This window comes from Brevundimonas denitrificans (assembly GCF_030160755.1).
GTDB lineage: Bacteria > Pseudomonadota > Alphaproteobacteria > Caulobacterales > Caulobacteraceae > Brevundimonas > Brevundimonas denitrificans.
Window position 1 is genome coordinate 1 of record NZ_BSOY01000019.1, and the last position, 19,683, is coordinate 19,683.

Genomic DNA, 19,683 nt, shown 5'->3' on the forward strand with positions numbered 1-19,683 from the left:
GGCGCCGGTCCGGCCGGTGGACGCGGCAGCCCCCGTCCCGGCGCCGGTCCGGCCGGCGGGCGCGGTTCTCCGCGCGGTCCCCGCTCCAAGGGCTGATCCGTGCGGATCGTCGCAGGCAGTCTGAAGGGCCGGTCCATCGTCGCGCCGGAGGGGCAGGGCACGCGCCCGACCTCCGACCGCGCGCGGCAGGCCGTGTTCAATGTGCTGGAGCATGCCGCATGGGCCGAGCCACTCGAGGGCATGCGCGTCATTGACCTGTACGCGGGCTCCGGCGCCCTGGGGTTCGAGGCGATCAGCCGCGGCGCGGCCTTCGCCCTGTTCGTGGAGACGGATGAGGAGGCGCGCGGGGCCATTCGTGAGAACGCCGACGCCTGTCACGTCATGGGCCGCACGCGCGTTCACCGGCGCAGCGCCGTCGATCTCGGCGGGCGGCCGGGCTCCGACGGCGAGGCGTTCGACCTGGCCTTCCTCGATCCTCCGTATCGCAAGGGGCTGGGCGAACAGACGCTGCAGCGGCTTCTGGAGGGCAACTGGCTAAAGCCCGGCGCTATCGTGGTGTTCGAGCGCGGTTCGGACGAGCCCGAGATCGACACGCCCGGCTATGAGCGGCTGGACGCGCGCGACTATGGCGCCGCGCGCGTCCTTTTTCTCAGGGCTCTACCAGCGGCGGGCTGAGACCCGGTTGTCGAGCTGGCTGCGCATGCGTGCCAGGCCGTCGCGGTTGACCCGGTAGGGCCCGCCGCCGATCGAGGCGATCAGCCCCTTGGTCTTCAGCTTCTTCCAGACCGACAGGGTGCAGTCGATCAGCAGGAAGCCGTCGCGGGTGAAACAGTCAGCGCGCAGGATGCGGCCGTCGGCGTCGCGTTCGAGGACGATCGCGCCGCCCTGGGCCAGGGCGTGCAGCGTGCGCTGCTCCGCTCGGGAGATGTTCATCGGGGTATGTCCGGAAAGGCGTGAAAGGTCGCGCCGGCGTGATCACGCCGGCGTGCGGTTCAGAGGCTCTTCACAGTCAGCGCCGTGGAGGCCTCAGGCCTTTCGCGCAATCTCGGACATAGGCTTTCTGTCGGGATCATCCCGAGGGTTGGACGTGCGCCGTATAGCGCAGGTCGGGTTTCCGGGCCAGATTGCGATGCATGACCCAGATCGACCGCCGCGCCTTCATCGCCGCCGCCGGAGCCGCGGCGGCTGTTCCGCTCGCTGGCCGCGCACAGGCCTTGACGACAGGCTGGGCGCCGAAGGCGCCGCTCCCGTGGGCGGTGCAGGAGATCTATTGCGCGGTCTCGGGTGGGCGGATCGTCGTCGCCGGGGGGCTGCGCCGACCCGCGAGGGTGACGGAGATCGAGGACCGGATCGCCATCTATGACCCGACGACCGACGTCTGGACCCAGGGGCCGCGGTTGCCGTCGCCCCGGCATCATCCGATGGTCGTGACCTGCGGCGGGGCCCTGATGATCGTGGGCGGTTACGGCCGCTCCGACGCCGGGGACTGGACGGCGATGACGGATGTCTGGATGGCCGACGGCGAGGGATTGAGCGCCGTGGCGCGGCTGCCGACGCCCCTGAGCGAGAGCGTGGGCGTTGATCTGGCCGGGCGGGCCCACCTCGTGACCGGCCGACGGCCGCTCGGAGCCGCGAATGGCCAATGGAACGACCAGTCCGACGTCGCCGATCACTGGGCCTATGACCGGGGCGCGGATCGCTGGGAGGCCCTGCGACCGGCGCCGATGGCCCGGAACAGCGCGGCCGGCGCTGTGCTCGACGGGGTGCTGTGGGTGGCCGGAGGGAGGACGGTGACAGGCGGGGGTACGGGGCGGCTCGACCGCTACGATTCGGTCGGGGACCGCTGGGACACGCTGGCCCCGATCCCGGCCTCTCCCGCGACGGGCCAGCAGGTCGGCGGCGGACTGGCCATGGCGGCGGCCGGCGGGAGGTTGATCGCCCTCGGCGGGGAGTGGTTCGCAGCGGGCGGCGGCGGGGTGTTCGCCGAGACGTGGATCTATGACCCCACGGCCGACCGCTGGGCGGCCGGACCGCCGATGCGGACACCGCGTCACGGGCTGGCGGCGGCGGCGATCGACCAGACCATCTACGCCATCGCGGGCGGCGAGGTGGTCTCCGGCGGGCGGGCCGGCGGCGTGGTCGAAGCCTTTGAGCTCGATCCGTTCTACTGAAGTCGGCGAGCCAGCCCCCGGGCGGCCGAGGTGACTTCGGCCCAGGTGATTTCGAAACCGGCTGCGTCGCCGAACCAGGGATCGGCCACGGCCTGACCCTCGCGGCCCTCGACATGGTCCAGCAGCAGGCTGAGTTCGGCCGTCGCGTCGGCCGGCGCCAGTTTGCGCAGGTTCGAGAGGTTGTCGTGATCGAGGGCGACGACATGGGTGAAGCGCCGGAAGTCGGCAGGCCGGACCTGACGGGCGCGCAGCCCGGAGATGTCGACGCCGTTGCGCCGGGCGACCTCGATGGCTCGTTCATCCGGCGGCTCGCCCGCGTGCCAGTCGCCGGTGCCGGCGGAATCGATGATCAGGTCGAGGCCGAGCCGCGCGGCCTCGGTTCGCAGGGCGCCTTCCGCCAGCGGCGAGCGACAGATGTTGCCGAGGCAGACGAAGAGGATGGAGCGGATCATCGCCGCCCGAACAGCTTTTCGAGGTCGGCCAGCTTGAGTTCGACATAGGTCGGGCGGCCGTGGTTGCACTGGCCGGAGTGGGGCGTGGCCTCCATCTCGCGCAGCAGGGCGTTCATCTCGGGGGCCGAGAGGACGCGGCCGGCGCGGACGCTGCCGTGGCAGGCCATGGTGCCGCAGACCTCGCCCAGCCGCTCGGACAGGGCCAGGGCCGCGCCGTGTTCGGCCAGGTCGTCGGCGATGTCGCGGATCAGGCCCTGGACGTCGGTGTCGCCGAGAAGGGCCGGGGTCTCGCGGACCAGCACGGCGCCGGCGCCGAACGGTTCGACGATCAGTCCCAGTTCGGCCAGTTCGTCGGCGCGGGCCGAGACGCGTTCGGCTTCGGCGGGGTCCAGCTCGACCACCTCGGGGGTCAGCAGGGCCTGACGCGTCACCGAACCGCGCGCCATCTGTACCTTCATTCGTTCGTAGACGAGGCGTTCGTGGGCGGCGTGCTGGTCTACGACGACGAGGCCGTCGCGGGTCTGGGCGACGATATAGGTGCCGTGCAACTGGGCCCGGGCGGCGCCGAGGGGGTAGTCGATCAGATCGGCCGCAGCCGGGGCGGCGTCGGCGGGCCAGCCGTCGTTCGAGGCGGGCTCATGGCCCTCGACCCGGGCCGAGCGTTCGTGGAGACCGGGAATGATCTGGGCGTTGGCGCTGGCCGGGGCGGCCCAGCCCTGCCAGCCGCTCCAGCCCTGGGCGGAGGGCGAAGAGGGGCTGAAGGCGGGTCCGGAAGCGACGCCCGCATGCGGCCGGAAGCCGGCCAGCGCATCCGCCGCCACCGTGGTCGAGGCCCGGTGACCGGCGGCGGCGAGGGCGTGACGCAGGGCGCCGACGATCAGGCCGCGCACCAGCGCCGGATCACGGAACCGCACCTCGGCCTTGGCCGGATGGACGTTGACGTCGACGTAGAGGGGATCGATCTCAAGGAACAGCACCGCCGCCGGATGCCGGTCGCGGGCGAGGAAGTCGGCATAGGCGCCGCGCAGGGCGCCCTGCAGCAGGCGATCCTTCACCGGACGGCCGTTGACGAACAGATACTGGTGGCCGGCGTTGCCCCGGCTGTAGGTCGGCAGGCCCGCGTAGCCGGTGAGGCGGACGTTGTCCCGGGCCTGATCGATCAGCAGGGCGTTGGCCTCGAAATCGCGGCCCAGCAGGGCGGCGAGCCGCTTCAGCCGGCCGGCGTCGCCGGGGTGTTCGGCGGGCAGGCGCAGGGTGGTCTTGCCGTCGAGGTCGAGGGTGAAGGCCACGCCCTCATGGGCCATGGCCTGACGCTTGATCTCTTCCGAGATGGCCATGGCCTCGGACCGCTCGGACTTCATGAATTTGAGCCGCGCGGGGGTGGCGTAGAACAGGTCGCGGACCTCGACACGGGCGCCGTGGGGGCCGGGGAAGCCGGCGGGGGCGACCGGGCGCTGGTCGCCGCCCTCGACGGTGATCTGATGGGCGTCGCCGCCTTCGCGGGGGCGGCTGGTGATGGTCAGGCGGGCGACGGAGCCGATCGAGGGCAGGGCCTCGCCGCGGAAGCCGAGGGTCGAGATGCGCAACAGGTCGACGTCGCCCGCATCGTCGGCTTCGAGCTTGGAGGTGGCGTGCCGTTCGACCGCGAGGGCCAGCTGGTCCGCCGCCATGCCGCAACCGTCGTCGGCGATCAGGATGCGGGTCAGGCCGCCGCCGTCCGCCTGGACCTCGATCCGCGTCGCCCCCGCGTCGAGCGCATTCTCGACCAGCTCCTTGATGGCGCTCGCCGGACGTTCGACCACCTCGCCAGCGGCGATGCGGTTGACGGTCTCGGGGGGGAGGCGGCGGATGAGCATGGGATTCGCGAGTATGGCGCTTTCCGGGGCCCGCAAGAAGGGCGAGGCGGAAGGGTCAGCTCATCTCCGCCAGGGCCTCTTCCGCCGCCACCCACGCCGCTTCCGCCGCGTCGAGGTCGGACTGCGTCTTCGCCCGCGCGCGGGTTAGGCCTTCCAGGGCCTTGGGATTGCTGACCGAAGCATTGGCCATGTCGTCGTCGATGCGGGCGATCTCGGCGGTCAATTGTGACATCCGCTCCTCGGCCTTCTTCACCGCATGACGCAGCGTGGAAGGAGAAGGGCCGGATTTCTTGTCGTTCTTCTTGTTCTTGTTGTTCGAAGCAGGCGCGGCGGCGATCGCCTCATCCTTGATCTGGCTCGGCCGCACCGCCGCCTGTTTGGCGCGGTCCAGCACGAAGCGGGCGTAGTCGTCCATGTCGCCGTCCCACGGCTTGACCGTGCCATCGGCGGCCAGCCACAGGCGGTCGGCGACCATCTCCATCAGCGAGCGGTCGTGGGTGATCAGGATGACGGCGCCGGAATAGTCGTTCAGGGCGTCGAGCAGGGCCCGGCGGCTGTCGATGTCGAGGTGGTTGGTCGGTTCGTCGAGGATCAGGATGTGCGGCGCATCCATCGCCACCTGATTGAGCAGCAGGCGGGCGCGCTCGCCACCGGACAGGCTGGCGACGGTGGTCTCCTGCTTCTCATAGCCGAGGCCCCATTGGGCCAGTTTCGAGCGGCGGGCGCTTTCCGGGGCGTCGGGCATGGCGCGGCGGATGATCTCCAGCGGCGTGTCCGTCGGGTCCATGGCCTCGATCTGGTGCTGGTGGAACCAGCCCACGCGCATCTTGCGGTCGCGGTGCAGTTCGCCCTCGGAGACGTTGAGGGCCCCGGCGATCATCTTGGCGAAGGTCGACTTGCCCGCGCCGTTGACGCCCAGCAGGCCGATGCGGTCGTCGAGGTCCATGCGCAGGTTGAGATTGCGCAGGATCGGCTTGCCCGGCTCATAGCCGACATTGGCGCGCTCCAGCCGGATCAGCGGCGGGGCCAGCGGGCGCGGCGGGGAGGGCAGGATGAAGGGGGCGACGCGCTCCTCGATGGTGGTCGCGACCGGCTGCATCTTGGCCAGGCGCTTCATGCGCGACTGGGCCTGGGCGGCCTTGGAGGCCTTGGCCTTGAAGCGATCGACGAAGGCCTGCAGGTGGGCGCGCTCGGCGTCCTGCTTGGCCTTGGCCGACAGCTGCAGCCGGGCCTTCTCGGCGCGGGCCTTTTCGAACTGGTCGTAGTTGCCCGTGTAGAGGGTCAAATTGCGGTTCGCGAGGTGCAGGATGTGGGTGCAGACCTCGTTCAGCATCTCGCGGTCGTGGGAGATGATCAGGGCCGTGTGCGGATATTTCTTCAGCCGCGCCTCGAGCCACAGGGCGCCTTCGAGGTCGAGGTAGTTGGTCGGTTCGTCGAGCAGCAGCATGTCCGGCTCGGCGAACAGGGCGGCGGCCAGGGCCACGCGCATGCGCCAGCCGCCGGAGAATTCCGACATCGGCCGTTGCTGGTTCTCATGGTCGAAGCCGAGTCCGACGAGGATTTCGGCGGCGCGGGCGGGGGCGGCGTCGGCGTCGATCTCGATCAGCCGGGTCCAGATCTCGCCCATCTCCTCGGGCTCGGCGGTTTCAAGCCGGCCCAGCAGGGTGTGGCGCTCCTCGTCGGCCTCGAGGATGGTCTCGATCACGCTGACGGGGGTGGCCGGGTGTTCCTGGTCGACCGAGCCGATACGGGCGGTTTTCGGCAGGCTGATCTCGTCGCCGCCGGCGGCCAGTTCGCCGAGGATCAGCTTGAACAGGGTCGATTTGCCGATGCCGTTGCGGCCGACCAGCCCGACCTTGGAGCCAGGCGGCAGGGAGACGGAGGCGTCCTCGAGGAATTTGCGCCCCCAGGCGTTGAAGGTCAGGTCGGTGATCTGGAGCATGGTCGGTCGTGATCTCGGGCGGCCCTGACGCAGCGAACCGCCTTGCGGCGCGCGAAAGAGGCAAAATTGTGTGGCGGTTGGAAACCGGGGAGGGCGCCGCTATAAGCCCGCGACCTTCAATCTCCCAACAAGAAGTCACTCCCATGACCGAACGCACCTTCTCGATCATCAAGCCCGACGCCACGCGTCGCAACCTGACGGGCGCCATCAACGCCGTGATCGAGGGCGCCGGCCTGCGCATCGTCGCGCAACGCCGCGTCAAGCTGACCGAGGCCCAGGCGAAGAAATTCTACGAAGTCCACGCCGAACGCCCCTTCTACGGCGAGCTGGTCGGCCAGATGACGGCCGAGCCGGTCGTCGTCCAGGTGCTGGAAGGCGACAACGCCGTCGCCAAATACCGCGAAGTCATGGGCGCAACGAACCCCAAGGACGCGGCCGACGGCACGATCCGCAAGCTGTTCGCCCTGTCGATCGGCGAGAATTCGGTCCACGGCTCGGACTCGCTGGAGAACGCCGGCATCGAGATCGCCCAGTTCTTCACCGACGACCAGATCGTCGGCTGAACCGGGTCAACCCTTTATAGCCTGACCGGCGGCCGGTTCTCCTGACGGGGGACCGGCCGTTTCGTTGTCCCGGCCTGCGGCGCCGAGAACCCGTTTGCGCGCCGCCTCGAAGGTCCGCACGAAGCGGACGCGCTTCAATACCGGCTTTGGAACGGTCTGCAGCAGCGCTCGCAGGACGCTGTGTCCGGCCCCGACGATCACCACCTCGTCGCCTTCGTCCAGCAGTCTCCTGAGCAGATCGCCGAGCGCGAAGGCCCCGGTGGGGTCGAGCAGCGGCACGTCTTCGAGGCGCAGGATATAGACCCGCTTGCGCGCGCCGATCCGGTCCAGCGCGTCCTTGACCACGGCCGCGCTGCCGAAGAACAGCGGACCCCGGAAGGTCAGGACGCCGATGTCGGCGGGCAGGCCGTGGTTCGGCAGGTAACGCCTGTCCCGGCCGGGCTGGAGGTCGTCCTCGTCGCCCTCGATGATCGGCGCGCCGCCCTCGATCGAGGCCAGTCCCGCCATCCGGTGCATGAAGACGAAGGCGGCCAGCACCATGCCGACCTCGATGGCGACGGTCAGATCGACCAGCACGGTCAGGCCGAAGGTGGCCAGCAGCACGGCGCGGTCGCCGTGCGAGGTGCGCAGGATCAGGCGGAAGCGGTGCGCCTCGGCCATGTTCAGCGCCACCACGACGAGGATGGCCGCCAGCGCCGCCATGGGCACCAGCTTCATCACCGGCGACAGCAGCAGCATGAAGAGCAGCAGGAAGAGCGCGTGCAGCATGCCGGCCACCGGCGAGCGCGCGCCGGAGCGGATGTTGGTCGCGGTGCGGGCGATGGCTCCCGTGGCCGGCAGGCCGCCGACCGCGGCCGAGGCGACGTTGGCCACGCCCTGGGCGACCAGTTCGACGTTGGAGCGATGGCGGCGGCCGGTCATCTGGTCGCCGACGACGGCCGAGAGCAGGGATTCCACCCCGGCCAGCAGGGCGATGGTCATGGCGCTGGGCAGCAGCTCCATGGCGTTGTCCCAGCGCCAGAAGGCGAGGCTTGGGATCGGCAGGCGGGCGTTCATCTCGCCGAAACGCGAGCCGATGGTCTCGACCGGCCACTGGGTCAGGGCGACGACGCCGGCCGCCAGGATGGTCACAATCAGGAAGCCGGGCGCGCGCGGGACGTAGCGGCGCAGCAGCAGGATGCCGGCGACGCAGGCGGCGGACAGTCCGAAGGCCGGGAGGCTCAGGGTGTCGCGGACGGCCCACAAAGCCTGCAGTTTCGGGATCAGTTCGGCGGGAACGCCGGCGGCTTCAAGACCGAGGATGTCCTTGATCTGGCTCGCCATGATGATGACGGCGATGCCGCTGGTGAAGCCGGTGGTTACGGGATCCGGAATGTATTTGATCAGGGTTCCGACCCGGGCCAGTCCCGCGACCATCAGGATGCCCCCGGCCATCAGCGTGGCCATCAGCAGGCCGTCGTAGCCGTATTTCGAGATCACCCCGTAGACGATGACCACGAAGGCCCCGGTCGGGCCGCCGATCTGGAACCGGCTGCCGCCGAGGGCTGAAATCAGGAAGCCGGCGACGACGGCCGTGATCAGCCCGACCTCGGGCGTCGCGCCCGAGGCGATGGCGAGCGCCATGGCCAGGGGCAGGGCGACCACCGCCACGGTCAGCCCGGCGATGGCGTCCGCGCGGAAGTCCGGCAGGCCGTACCCTTGGCGAAGGACGGTGACAGACTTGGGCAGAAACAGCTTCCAGTCAGCGCCCATCGCTGTCCGCCGCCTTTCTGTCGATCAGTCGCACGCCGCGACCGACGCCGGTGCTGGGCGCGCCCTCGACAATCAGTTCGACACCGGCGTGCGCGATCGCCGTCATCACCTTCTCCAGACTGTCGACCACGACGCGCACCGAGCCCTGGCAGGCCTCCATGCGCTGGATTGTCGGGGTCGACAGGCCGGACAGTCGCGCCAGTTCGCGCTGGTCGATCCCGAGCAGCGCCCTGGCGGCGCGAATCTGTGGTCCGGTAATCATATGAAACCTCACCTGTGAAGTTTCATATATCAGAACGGGGACATGAAGTCACTGTCGAGGATGGACGACAGGCGGCGCGCCGCGGCCGGCCGGCGTCGGGAGAGGCTTGAACGAAAACGGCCCCGGCGATCGCTCGCCGGGGCCGTCGTCGTGTCGGGTTCAGGACCTACCAGATACGGGCGCGGGCCTCCGGCGCGAGATATTGTTCGTCGCCCGGCTGGACGCCGAAAGCGGCGTACCAGGCGTCGATATTCCGCGGCGGCACCGCGGCCCGGTACTGGGCCGGCGAATGCGGGTCGACGGTGACCTGCTGGCGCAGGGCCTCGTCGCGCGAGTTTTCACGCCAGACCTGGGCCCAGCCGAGGAAGACCCGCTGATCGCCGGTCAGGCCGTTGATCACCGGCGCCTCGGCTCCGTTCAGCGACAGATGGTAGGCGTCCAGCGCCAGCAGCAGGCCGCCGAGGTCGGCGATGTTCTCGCCCATGGTCAGTTCGCCGTTGACGTTCGTGCCCTCGAACGGGCTCAGGGCCGAATACTGGGCGCCCAGAACCCGCGCGCGTTCCTCGAACTTGGCCGCGTCCTCGGCCGTCCACCAGTCGCGCAGCACGCCGTCGCCGTCGACCTTGCGGCCCTGGTCGTCGAAGCCGTGGGTGATCTCGTGGCCGATGACCGCGCCGATGCCGCCGTAGTTGATGGCCGGATCGGCGTTCGGATCGAAGAAGGGGGCCTGCAGGATGGCGGCCGGGAAGACGATCTCGTTGCGCGGCGGGTTGTAGTAGGCGTTCACCGTCTGGGGGGTCATGCCCCACTCCAGCGGATCGACCGGGCGGGTCAGCTTGCCGACGTTCCACGCCCATTCGAAGGCCGCCGACCGCTCGACATTGCCGTACAGGTCGCCGGGCTCCAGCCTCAGGCCGTCATAGCTGCGCCACTGTTCGGGATAGCCGATTTTCACCCCGAAGCGGCTCATCTTGTAGAGCGCCTGCTGGCGGGTTTCGGGGCTCATCCATTCCAGCCCCTCGATGCGGGCGGTCATCGCGCGACGGAGGTTGGCGACCAGTGCCTCCATCTGGGCCTTGGACTCGGCGGGGAAGTGGCGGGCGACATATTCCTGGCCCAGCGACTCGCCGAGCGAATTGTCGACCAGCTGCACGCCGCGTTTCCAGCGGGGCCGGTTGTCGGGCTGTCCGTTGAGCACCCGGCCGTAGAAGTTGAAATTGGCCTCCACGAAGGCGCTCGACAGATAGGGCGCCGCCTGGTCGATGACGTGGAAGGCCTGCCACGACTGCAGGGTTTCGATCGGGGTCTCGGCGAAGACGCGGGCCATGCCGGGGAAGGCGGTGTTGTTGGTGGCGATCAGGGTGGGCACATGGGCCACGCCGGCGCCCTCGGCCCAGGCGGCCCAGTCGAAGCCCGGCGCGGCGGCGGCCAGCTCGGCCACGGTCATGGGGTTGTAGATCTTGTCGATCTGGCGGTTCTGGACCTGGGTCCAGTGCTGTTCGGCGATGCGGGTCTCGAACGCGAGGATGGCGTCGGCGGCGGCTTCCGGCTCGGGCCAGCCCGCGAGGGTCAGGGCGGTGGCGACATAGGTCCGGTAGGCGGCCTTCTGGGTCGCGAAACTGTCCTCGAGATAGTAGTCGCGGTCAGGCAGGCCGAGGCCGCCCTGGCCGACATAGGCGGCGGTCCGGTCCGGCGCCTTGAGATCCTCGAACGTGCCGATGCCGAACAGGCTGGAGCCGAAGCCGCCCTGGGTGCGGCCCATCAGGGCGGCGATTTCCTCGCGAGTGTCGGCGGCGCGGACCTCGGCCAGATCAGCCTGCAGCGGGCTGGCGCCCAGACGCTCGACCGTCGCCTCGTCCATGAAGCTGCCGTAGAAGGCGCCGATGCGGGCGGCCTCGGGACTGGAGGACGGATTGGCGGCGCTCTCCTCGATCAGGGTCTTCAGATTGTCCTGCGAGCGATCGTACAGCATGTCGAACACGCCGAACGAGGTCTTGTCGGCCGGGATCGGGGTGTTGGCCAGATAGACGCCGCTGGCGAAGCGATTGAAGTCGTCGCCGGGACGGACCGACGTATCCATGCCCGCGGTGTCGAAGCCGAAGGCGCCGATCTCGGCCTGATCCGTCGCCGGGATCTCCACGATCGGCGGGGCCGTCTGGGCCTGGACCGCGCCGGCGGCGAACAGAAGGGCCGCGCCGGCGGCGCAGGCCATGAGTTTGAGTCTGAGCATGAGGGCCCCCGTTGAATTTCGGCGGCACGCTGCCTCACCCCTGCGCGCCTGTCGCCGGAAAAGGCGGGAGATTACGAACTTCTAATCTGGCGTCCGGCAGAAACGGGCGAGGGCTTGCGGGTAGAGTTGGTGCTCGGCGGCCAGCACCCGTTGAGCGAGGGCGGCCGGGGTGTCGTCAGGCTGGACCGGCACGACGGCCTGACCCAGCACCGGGCCGTCGTCGACGCCTTCGGTGACCAGATGCACGGTGCAGCCCGCCTCGGCGTCGCCCGCCGCGATGGCCCGCGCGTGGGTGTCCAGCCCCGGATATTTCGGCAGCAGACTCGGGTGGATGTTCAGCATCCGCCCGGCCCATCGGCCGACGAGGAAGGGAGTCAGCAGCCGCATATAGCCGGCCAGGGCCACGACCTCGACGTGGTGGGCCTCCAGCACGGTCTGGATCGCCTGTTCGTGCGCCGCCCGGTCCTTGCCGAAGGCGGCGTGGTCGACAATCGCCGTCGGGACGCCCTTGGCCTCGGCCACGGTCAGACCGCCGGCCTCCGCCTTGTTCGAGAGGACCAGGACCACCTCGTAGGGCGCGTCGGACTCACCGGCGGCGTCGACCAGCGCGGCCATGTTCGACCCGGCGCCGGAGATGAGGACGGCGACGCGGACGCGGCCGGTGCGCGCTGTCGGCATCAGCTGGCCGGGCGGGGGGCCGGGTCGCCGACCGAAACGAAGGAGCCGGCCGGACCGGGGAAGACCACCGGGCTCTCATAGCCGTCGTCCGACACGGCCGAGACGCCGAAGAAGTAGTCGTCGATGACGATGCCCGGCAGGGTCAGCTCGGTCGCGGACCCGGCCCAGCGGCTGTGGGTCCATTGCGGGGCTGTGGTGGAGCGCCACCAGACGCGATAGCCGGCAGCGCCGGGCACGGCCTGCCATTTCACCGTGGTGTCCGGCTTGACCGCGCCCTCGATGGTCACGCCCAGCGGGCTGGCGGGGGCGTTGGCCAGCGCCGCCATGGCGACGATGTTCAGCCGCGCCACCTGACCCAGATAGTCGAAGTCCACGCCCTCGATGGTGTCGCCGTAGTGGACGCCGTCCTCGATGCGCAGGTCCTGATGCTGGCGGTCGTAGTTCTCGGCGCCTTCCGAGATCCGGACAGCGGGAAAGCCGTGGCGCAGCATCTCCACCTGATCGCCGCCGCGGCCGTAGCGGTCGGTGCGATAGATCATCTCGACATCGAAATTGGCCAGGTAGCGGTCGGCCAGTCCGTCGACGAAGCGGGCCAGATTGCGCGACGAGGAATCGACCTCGCCGCCGTTGTAGCGCCGCCGCTCCTCCTGGGCCTCGGTTTCAACGGTCTTGGTGCCTTCGGAAAAGACGCGGACGCGGGTGGTGTCGCGCACCCCGGACTGGCCTTCGGAATTGCCGACAATGTCGTTGTTGAGATTGGCCTCGACGCGCCAGCCCTGGGCCTGGGCGTAGTCGGCCAGAATCTTGCCGCCCAGCAGCCCCTGTTCCTCGCCGGACAGGGCGGCGAACACCAGGGTGGCCTCGAAGCGGTGTTTCGACAGCACCCGCGCCGCCTCCAGCACCGCGGCCACGCCCGAGGCGTCGTCGTTCGCGCCGGGGGCGTCGTCGGTGAAATTCATCACGTCGGTGACGCGCGAGTCGATGTGGCCCGAGATGATGATGACCCGGTTGGGGTCGCCTGTGCCGCGCTGGATGGCGACGATGTTCACCACTTCGGTCGGAGTGGGCACCCGGGCGGCGGTGACGGTGTCGGACGGGGTCACGACGGTCAGGCAGCCGTCGCAGTCGCGGCTGATCATCTCGAACTGGCCCTGGGCCCAGCGCCGAGCGGCGCCGATGCCGCGCGTGTTCGAAGCCGTCTCAGACATCGTATGGCGGGTTCCGAACCCGACGAGCGCCTCGATGTCGGCGCGCATCCGCTCGGGGCGGATCTCGGTCGCCAGCTGGTGCAGCAGGGCCTGTTCCTGGACGGTCTGGGCCGCGGCGGGGGCCGACGCCAGAAGCGCTCCGGTCAGGGCGATAGACAGCGCGCGCATCGGCGACCTCACGAATTGTGGAAGGCGCGGACCATGCCGGGCGGGTCGCGCCCGGTCAACGGCTCGCGCGCAGGTGTGGCGCTTGCGCTTGGCGAGCGCCTCGGAAACAGTGCGGCCGACGCGCTCCGGAGTTTCGTCCATGCTTGCCCTCGTCCTCGCCGCCACCCTGTTCACGGCCTCAGCGCCGCCCACCGACATGACGCGCAGCATCCTGACCGACGTCTGCCTGCCCTATGTGACGGGCGAGACCAGCGACACGGCTGCGCTGGAATTCCTGGGCTTCGTCGAGACTCCGGCGCCGGAGGCCGACACCCGCACCTTCCAGAGCGAGGACCAGGCCCATCTGCTGCGTCTGACGACTGAGGGCAGCGTCGCCGACGGCAATCTCAACCGGGTCTGTGTCATCCAGGCGCGTCGCGGAGGCTTCGACGCGGCGAAGGCGTCGGTGCTGCCGGTCATGCGGGACCGGGGCTTCACGCCTGAACCGGGCCTGCCGGCCAACCGTCCCATCTGGACGAAGGACGGGGTCACGGTCTCGCTTCGGCAGAACCCCGGCGCCGCCGCGCTGGTGCGGGTGACCTTCAGCAGTCTCGACGCCGAAGGCTACTAGGCGGCTTCCAACTGGCCGCAGACGAAGGCGACCTCGCCGGCGGTCAGCAGGCCGGCCAGCACCGGCTCGGCGTTCTCGGGCGACACGATGAGGATGAAGCCCATGCCGCAGTTGAAGGTGCGGCGCAGTTCGTGATCCGAAATCCCGCCGGTCTCGCCCAGCCACTGGAAGACGTGCGGCATCGGCCATGCGTCCCAGTCGAAGCTGGCCTGCAGGCCCTCGGCGATGCAGCGCGGCGGGTTTTCGATCAGGCCGCCGCCGGTGATGTGGGCCGCGCCCTTGATGAGGCCAGCCTTCATCAGGGGCAGAACCGGCTTCACATAGATGCGGGTCGGCTCCATCAGCGCCTGGGCCAGGGTCCGGTCGCGGGCGAAGGGGGCGTCGTCGCCCCAGGCCAGACCGGACTTCTCGACCACCTTGCGGATCAGGGAATAGCCGTTCGAGTGCGGACCCGAGGAGGCCAGGCCGATGATGATGTCGCCCGCCGCCTGCCGATCCAGATAAGGCAGGGCGTGGCCGCGCTCGACGGCGCCCAGCGAGAAGCCGGCGAGGTCGTAGTCGCCGCCCTGGTACATGCCGGGCATTTCGGCCGTCTCGCCGCCGACAAGGGCGCAGCCGGCCTGACGACAGCCTTCGGCGATTCCGGCCACGACGCGTTTGGCGGCGTCGATCTCGAGCTTGCCGGTGGCGTAGTAGTCGAGGAACAGCAGCGGCTCGGCGCCCTGGGCCAGCAGGTCATTGACGCACATGGCGACCAGATCGATCCCGACCCCGTCATGGCGTCCAGTCTCGATGGCGATCTTCAGCTTAGTGCCGACGCCGTCGGTGGTGGCGACGATCAGCGGATCCTCGAACCCCGCCGCCTTGAGGTCGAACAGGGCGCCGAATCCGCCCAGAGAGGCTTCCGCGCCGGGGCGGCGCGTGGACTTCGCCAGCGGCTTGATGGCGTCCACCAGCATCTCGCCGGCGTCGATATCCACCCCCGCATCGGCGTAGGTCAGGCCATTGCGCAGCGGGTCGGGGGTGTCGCTCATCGGTCACGGGCCTGAATCAGTGGGCGGATTTCTGCGGCGGGTCTTGCCACAACCGTATCGCGCGGGGCTATAGCATCCGAATGACGCCGATCACCACCACCGAGGTCCTGCGCGAATTCTGCGCCCGCCTCGCCAACCAGCCGTTCATCACCGTCGATACCGAATTCATGCGGGAGACGACCTACTGGCCGCGCCTCTGCCTGATACAGGCGGCGTCGGCCACGGACGCCGCCATCATCGACCCGATGGCCGAGGGGCTGGACCTCGAGCCCTTCCTGGACCTGCTGCGCGATCCGCAGATCCTGAAGGTCTTCCATGCCGCGCGTCAGGACACCGAGATCTTCGTCAAGCTCGGCGCCATGCCGAAGCCGATGTTCGACACCCAGGTGGCCGCCATGGCCGCCGGCTTCGGCGACCAGGTCTCCTATGAGGCGCTGGTGCGCCAGATGCTGCGTCAGGAAGTCGACAAGGGCAGCCGGTTCACCGACTGGGCCCGCCGCCCGCTGTCGGAGGCCCAGTTGGTCTACGCCCTGGGCGACGTGACCCATCTGGCCGCCCTCTATCCCAAGCTGCGCGACCGGCTGCAGAAGGAGGGCCGTCTGGACTGGGTCATGGCCGAGATGGAGGATCTGACCGATCCGGCCCTCTATGACACCGACCCGGAAAAGGCCTGGAAGCGGCTGAAGCCCAAGAAGTGGTCGGCCAAATATCTGGCCGCCTTCGTCGCCACGGCGGTCTGGCGCGAGCGCACGGCGCAGGAGCGCGACCAGCCGCGCGGCCGCATCCTGAAGGACGAAGCGATCGACGAGATCGCCGCCCAGGCGCCGACCGATCCCGACGCCTTCAATCGCCTGCGGTCCGTGCCGAAGGGCTTCGGCGCATCCCGGCTCGGGCTGGAGCTTTCGGCTGAGTTGAAGCGGGTGCTGGCCGATCCCGAGGCTCACGCGCCCAAGCTGGACCGCCCCGCCCATAACCAGCCGGCTCCGCCGTCGGTGGTCGAACTGCTGAAGGTGCTGCTCAAGGCGAAGAGCGACAACGCCGGGGTGGCGACCAAGCTGCTGGCCAATGTCGCCGACCTCGAGAAGATCGCGCTCGACGACGAGGCCGACGTCGACGCCCTGAAGGGCTGGCGCCGTCAGCTGTTCGGCGAGGACGCGCTGAAGCTGAAACGCGGCGAGATCGCCCTGGTGCTGAACGGCGCGCGGGTCGAGGTGGTGGAGATCGAGTAGCCGCTCAGGCGGTGAGGGCGGCGATTTCCCGGCTGAGATTGTTTCGGGCCTGCGCCTCGAACCGGTTCGCCCAGACGGGGTCGGCGAACAGATGGGGGCTTTCGAGAAAGCGTCCCATGATCAACGCTCTTCCAGCCCTGTAGAGGGGGTCCGGCACATGGGCGTATTCATCGCGTATGGCGGCGGCGTAGGCGTCGTACCGGTCCGGAGCAGCGCCCAGGATCGACAGGTCGATTGACACCAGCCGCGCGCCGAGCACGTCGTCAGCCTGCACCGAATGGCCGGCGGTCAGCAGAATCAGCCGGGCGACCTCGTCGATGAAGGTCTGCGGCGCACCCTCGGCGGCAAGCCGGTCCGCGGCCATCTTGGCGCTTTCGGCTTCGTTGTCGTTTCGGGTCGGGTCGTAGATCGCGTCGTGAAACCAGATCGCGGCGTCCATCAGCGCACGCTGGTCGTCCGTCATGTCTGTCGAGGCGGCGACCTGGGCCAAGCAGTCCTGGATATGCGTCATGGTGTGATAGCGCCGGTGCGGCTCGCCGTAGCGCGCGATCAGTTCATCGCGAACCGCACCGGAGATCATGTCGTCAGGCCACCGTCGCCTTGACGATCTTGCCCGGGTTCCGGGGCGGCTCGCCCTTGGGCAGGGCGTCGACGTGTTCCATGCCTTCGATGACCTCGCCCCAGACGGTGTACTGGCCGTCGAGGAAGGAGGCGTCGTCGAGGCAGATGAAGAACTGGCTGTTGGCGCTGTTGGGGTCCGAGGTGCGGGCCATGGAGCAGACCCCGCGGGCGTGGCGCTCCTTCGAGAACTCGGCCTTCAGATTGGGCTTCTTCGAGCCCGAGGTGCCGGTGCCGGTCGGATCGCCGCCCTGGGCCATGAAGCCCGGGATGACGCGGTGGAAGACGACGCCGTCGTAAAAGCCTTCCTTCGCCAGCTCGGTGATGCGGGCGACGTGGCCGGGGGCCAGGTCGGGACGCAGCTTGATGACCACGTCGCGGTCGGCGCCGTCGCCGGTGTCGAGAGAAAAGGTCAGGGTCTGGTCGGCCATCGGCGCGCTCCTTGTGAATTGTCGCGGGTCCATAGCCCGCAAACCCGCTGGCGGCTATGTGGATGCGATGACTGACGAAGAAAAGCCCGCCGAGCGCAGACGAATGGTGCGGCCGCCCTCGGGCGGAACCGCCGCCGGGCGCGGCATGGGCACGAAGATGAAGACGGCGGACACCAAGTCGATGTCCAGCCAGCAGTGGATCAAGCGCCAGCTGTCGGACAAATGGTCCGAGCGCGCCCGCGCCGAGGGCTGGCGCAGCCGGGCGGCCTTCAAACTGCTGGAGATCGACGACCGCTTCCACCTGATCCGGCAGGGCAGCCGGGTCATCGATCTGGGCGCGGCGCCCGGCGGCTGGGCCCAGGTGGCGGTCAAGCGCGGCGCGATCGCGGTGGTCGGGGTCGACCTCCTGCCCGTGGAGCCGGTGCCCGGCGCCATCATGATCCAGGCGGACTTCACCCATCCGGGCGTGGACCAGCAGATGATCGACCTGCTGGGCGGCGCGCCCGACCTGGTCCTGTCCGACATGGCCCACAACACCGTCGGCCACCGCCAGACCGACCACCTGAAGATCATCGCCCTGATCGAGATCGCCGCCGACTTCGCCATCCGGACCCTCAAGCCTGGCGGCCATTTCGTGTCGAAGAATTTCCAGGGCGGCGACGCCGGCGGGGTGCTGGCGCGCTTGCGCGCCGAGTTCGAGACGGTCAAATACGTCAAGCCGGAGTCGAGCCGGAAGGACAGCGCCGAGGTGTTCCTCGTGGCGATGAACAAGCGATGAGTCTGGCGGCGCTGCTCGCGGCTGTCGCCCTGCAGACGCCCGGCGTCGTGACATCCACGCCGGTGGTCGAGCTTCTCGGCCTGACGCCGCCCGAGGTCGCCGCCCGGCTCGGCGCGGCGCCCGATCCGACCGCGGATGAGGCCCTCCGGATCATGGACGGCGGTCATCTCGTCGAAATCCACCCGATCCAGCGATTCTGGCGCGAGCCCGCCATGCACGGTGATCTGGGCGTCCGCCCCGGAGAGACGATCTGTCTGTCCGGCGTCCTTCCCCCGGCGCCTGGCGAGGCCGACGGAGCGCCGACCTTCAGTCGACTGGCCGCGGGAAGCCGGGGTCAGTTCGTCTTTGTGGACGGCGTGCTCCGGTCCGTCCATGTCACGGCGCGGCGCCCTGAGGGCGGGCCGTCCCCGCGCGATTTGAGGGCGGCGAGGGAGCACAGCCGCCGGCGGGCGCTGAACTTGCCGTGGGCGGCGGCGCCGGGCCGCCTTCCGCTCGGCGACGGCGGCGCTGCGATCATGCGACTCGAGCCCGCGGCCGGCCCGGATGCGGTCATGACGAGCGTCTGCCGGCCGACGCCGGACGCTGCTGAGGGTTCGTCCGTCGGCGACGACTGGCCTCTGGCCCTGGCGGGGGCGATGGTTCTGTTGCCCGTGTATGCGGCGACCCAGCCGTTTACCGCCGCCGAGAACCGGCGGGCCGAGCGCGAGGGCGGGGCGCTTGCGGCGCAACTCGCCCTGGGCGCGGAGCTGACGCAGTCCCCGGAGGAGATGGTCCACGGACGCCGCGGCGTGCGGGTGTTCCGCGACCGGGCCGATCCGGCCTTTGCGGTGGTCGCCGTCAAGACGGGCGTCAGAGGGAGCTCGGCGGGCCTGGCGCTGGCCGGCGTTCGGGACCGGCGCGTGGTCTGGACCGCAGGGCCCGCCGCGACGGGTCGACTGGCTCTGTCCGACGCCCTGTGCCTGAATGACGAGGGTCTGCTGGACGACGGGCGACCCGGATGCTCAGCCTACGGCTACCGCCCCTAGGCCGAGGCCATCTCCGCCGCCCGCGCGGCCTTGCGGGCCTCGATGCGGGACCAGATGCGGTCGTGCAGGGTGAAGAAGACCGTCTGCACCAGCGGCTCGATGATGCCGATGGCCAGCGACACCCGCCAGTCCCGGGTCAGGGCGAAGGCGACGGTCACGGCGACAACGAAATGCATGACGCCGTAGGTAACGGACTTGAGCGCGATCTGGCTCAGGGAGCGGGGCAGGGCGTGGCTGTGGCCGTGGTGGCCATGGGCGCGGGTCTGTTCCTCGGGCGCCATGATCTGCAGGCGGGCGGTGAAGGCCTCGGACGCCTCTTCCAGCCCTGACAGCATCCGCCGCCGCTCGATCCGGTGCCATACGCGGTCGTGGATCGAATAGGCGATGGTCTGGAAGAAGGGCTCGACCACCCCGACCGCCAGCGCCAGCCGCCAGTCGCGCGTGATGGCGAAAGCCACCAGGATGGCGACCACCAGGTGCATCACGCCATAGCTCGCGATCTTGAGCGCGAGCCGGCGGGCGGTGCTGATGAGCATACGGACCATGGGTCTCCCAGATGTGGGGCGGGCGCCGCATCCGGCAAGCCAATTGTTCTTATCGTGACGATAAGGCCGGGGCGGGCCTTGCCGTTCCGCGCTGCAACACGTTATACGCGGCCCGCAAAACGGAGACTCCT

At 69.6% G+C, this 19,683-nt stretch carries 20 protein-coding genes; 7 read left to right on the forward strand and 13 right to left on the reverse strand.

Features of this window, described 5'->3' with window-relative positions:
* Nucleotides 1–99: 99 nt before the first annotated feature.
* Nucleotides 100–675 carry a 16S rRNA (guanine(966)-N(2))-methyltransferase RsmD gene (gene rsmD / locus QQJ79_RS05940; protein WP_284222001.1) on the forward strand — a complete coding sequence of 192 codons (576 nt, stop codon included), beginning with the start codon at nucleotides 100–102 and terminating at the stop codon, nucleotides 673–675.
* On the opposite strand, the gene QQJ79_RS05945 is transcribed toward rsmD, so the two are convergent.
* A complete protein-coding gene (locus tag QQJ79_RS05945; RefSeq protein WP_284222002.1) occupies nucleotides 658–933 on the reverse strand; it encodes a YjhX family toxin in 276 nt (91 codons plus the stop codon). The two genes, rsmD and QQJ79_RS05945, sit on opposite strands and share 18 nt — an antisense overlap.
* 200 nt (nucleotides 934–1,133) lie before the next feature.
* On the opposite strand from QQJ79_RS05945, the gene QQJ79_RS05950 reads away from it, so the two are divergent.
* A complete protein-coding gene (locus QQJ79_RS05950) occupies nucleotides 1,134–2,171 on the forward strand; it encodes a Kelch repeat-containing protein (protein WP_284222003.1) in 1,038 nt (345 codons plus the stop codon).
* Here QQJ79_RS05950 and QQJ79_RS05955 read toward each other — a convergent pair.
* The 3 genes from QQJ79_RS05955 to QQJ79_RS05965 are packed head-to-tail and all read right to left on the reverse strand — an operon-like array spanning nucleotide 2,165 to nucleotide 6,421.
* Nucleotides 2,165–2,623, reverse strand: a complete 459-nt coding sequence (locus QQJ79_RS05955; RefSeq protein WP_284222004.1) for a low molecular weight protein-tyrosine-phosphatase — start codon at nucleotides 2,621–2,623, stop codon at nucleotides 2,165–2,167. The genes QQJ79_RS05950 and QQJ79_RS05955 overlap by 7 nt on opposite strands.
* Nucleotides 2,620–4,479: a DNA mismatch repair endonuclease MutL gene (mutL, locus tag QQJ79_RS05960; protein ID WP_284222005.1), complete on the reverse strand. Its 1,860-nt coding sequence runs from the start codon at nucleotides 4,477–4,479 to the stop codon at nucleotides 2,620–2,622. The genes QQJ79_RS05955 and mutL overlap by 4 nt, the downstream gene beginning before the upstream one ends.
* A 55-nt stretch (nucleotides 4,480–4,534) precedes the next feature.
* A complete protein-coding gene (locus tag QQJ79_RS05965; protein WP_284222006.1) occupies nucleotides 4,535–6,421 on the reverse strand; it encodes an ABC-F family ATP-binding cassette domain-containing protein in 1,887 nt (628 codons plus the stop codon).
* 143 nt (nucleotides 6,422–6,564) lie between these two features.
* Here QQJ79_RS05965 and ndk point away from each other — a divergent pair, with 143 nt between their 5' ends.
* Entirely contained in the window at nucleotides 6,565–6,984 is a 420-nt protein-coding gene (gene ndk / locus QQJ79_RS05970) for a nucleoside-diphosphate kinase (RefSeq protein ID WP_284222007.1), read from the forward strand.
* A gap of 6 nt (nucleotides 6,985–6,990) precedes the next feature.
* Here ndk and QQJ79_RS05975 read toward each other — a convergent pair whose 3' ends face one another.
* From QQJ79_RS05975 to QQJ79_RS05995, 5 genes are all read right to left on the reverse strand, one after another.
* Nucleotides 6,991–8,736, reverse strand: a complete 1,746-nt coding sequence (locus QQJ79_RS05975; protein WP_284222008.1) for a SulP family inorganic anion transporter — start codon at nucleotides 8,734–8,736, stop codon at nucleotides 6,991–6,993.
* Entirely contained in the window at nucleotides 8,726–8,998 is a 273-nt protein-coding gene (locus QQJ79_RS05980; protein WP_284222009.1) for a helix-turn-helix domain-containing protein, read from the reverse strand. Before QQJ79_RS05980 ends, QQJ79_RS05975 begins: the two co-directional genes overlap by 11 nt.
* Before the next feature lie 166 nt (nucleotides 8,999–9,164).
* Nucleotides 9,165–11,228, reverse strand: a complete 2,064-nt coding sequence (locus QQJ79_RS05985) for a M13 family metallopeptidase (RefSeq protein WP_284222010.1) — start codon at nucleotides 11,226–11,228, stop codon at nucleotides 9,165–9,167.
* Between the two features lie 81 nt (nucleotides 11,229–11,309).
* Nucleotides 11,310–11,906 carry a phosphoribosylglycinamide formyltransferase gene (purN, locus tag QQJ79_RS05990; protein ID WP_284222011.1) on the reverse strand — a complete coding sequence of 199 codons (597 nt, stop codon included), beginning with the start codon at nucleotides 11,904–11,906 and terminating at the stop codon, nucleotides 11,310–11,312.
* Nucleotides 11,906–13,282 (reverse strand): M20/M25/M40 family metallo-hydrolase, encoded by a 1,377-nt coding sequence (locus tag QQJ79_RS05995; protein ID WP_284222012.1) that lies wholly within the window; start codon nucleotides 13,280–13,282, stop codon nucleotides 11,906–11,908. Before QQJ79_RS05995 ends, purN begins: the two co-directional genes overlap by 1 nt.
* A gap of 139 nt (nucleotides 13,283–13,421) precedes the next feature.
* Between QQJ79_RS05995 and QQJ79_RS06000 the strand changes: the two genes are divergently transcribed.
* Complete coding sequence (locus tag QQJ79_RS06000) at nucleotides 13,422–13,892, forward strand: hypothetical protein (RefSeq protein ID WP_284222013.1); 471 nt, start codon at nucleotides 13,422–13,424, stop codon at nucleotides 13,890–13,892.
* On the opposite strand, the gene purM is transcribed toward QQJ79_RS06000, so the two are convergent.
* Nucleotides 13,889–14,926: a phosphoribosylformylglycinamidine cyclo-ligase gene (gene purM / locus QQJ79_RS06005; RefSeq protein ID WP_284222014.1), complete on the reverse strand. Its 1,038-nt coding sequence runs from the start codon at nucleotides 14,924–14,926 to the stop codon at nucleotides 13,889–13,891. The two genes, QQJ79_RS06000 and purM, sit on opposite strands and share 4 nt — an antisense overlap.
* 80 nt (nucleotides 14,927–15,006) lie before the next feature.
* Between purM and rnd the strand changes: the two genes are divergently transcribed.
* Nucleotides 15,007–16,155, forward strand: coding sequence for a ribonuclease D (rnd, locus tag QQJ79_RS06010; RefSeq protein WP_284222015.1), 1,149 nt, complete (start codon nucleotides 15,007–15,009; stop codon nucleotides 16,153–16,155).
* A 4-nt stretch (nucleotides 16,156–16,159) separates the two neighbouring features.
* Here rnd and QQJ79_RS06015 read toward each other — a convergent pair whose 3' ends face one another.
* On the reverse strand, nucleotides 16,160–16,735 hold the full coding sequence (locus QQJ79_RS06015; protein ID WP_284222016.1) for an HD domain-containing protein: 576 nt from the start codon (nucleotides 16,733–16,735) through the stop codon (nucleotides 16,160–16,162).
* 4 nt (nucleotides 16,736–16,739) lie between these two features.
* Complete coding sequence (locus tag QQJ79_RS06020) at nucleotides 16,740–17,204, reverse strand: peptidylprolyl isomerase (RefSeq protein WP_431307574.1); 465 nt, start codon at nucleotides 17,202–17,204, stop codon at nucleotides 16,740–16,742.
* Between the two features lie 67 nt (nucleotides 17,205–17,271).
* Here QQJ79_RS06020 and QQJ79_RS06025 point away from each other — a divergent pair, with 67 nt between their 5' ends.
* Together QQJ79_RS06025 and QQJ79_RS06030 are read left to right on the forward strand one after the other, a co-directional pair.
* Nucleotides 17,272–17,982 (forward strand): RlmE family RNA methyltransferase, encoded by a 711-nt coding sequence (locus QQJ79_RS06025; RefSeq protein WP_284222018.1) that lies wholly within the window; start codon nucleotides 17,272–17,274, stop codon nucleotides 17,980–17,982.
* Nucleotides 17,979–19,007 (forward strand): hypothetical protein, encoded by a 1,029-nt coding sequence (locus QQJ79_RS06030; RefSeq protein ID WP_284222019.1) that lies wholly within the window; start codon nucleotides 17,979–17,981, stop codon nucleotides 19,005–19,007. The genes QQJ79_RS06025 and QQJ79_RS06030 overlap by 4 nt, the downstream gene beginning before the upstream one ends.
* Here QQJ79_RS06030 and QQJ79_RS06035 read toward each other — a convergent pair.
* Nucleotides 19,004–19,552 carry a DUF2061 domain-containing protein gene (locus tag QQJ79_RS06035; protein ID WP_284222020.1) on the reverse strand — a complete coding sequence of 183 codons (549 nt, stop codon included), beginning with the start codon at nucleotides 19,550–19,552 and terminating at the stop codon, nucleotides 19,004–19,006. The two genes, QQJ79_RS06030 and QQJ79_RS06035, sit on opposite strands and share 4 nt — an antisense overlap.
* Between the last annotated feature and the right edge of the window lie 131 nt (nucleotides 19,553–19,683).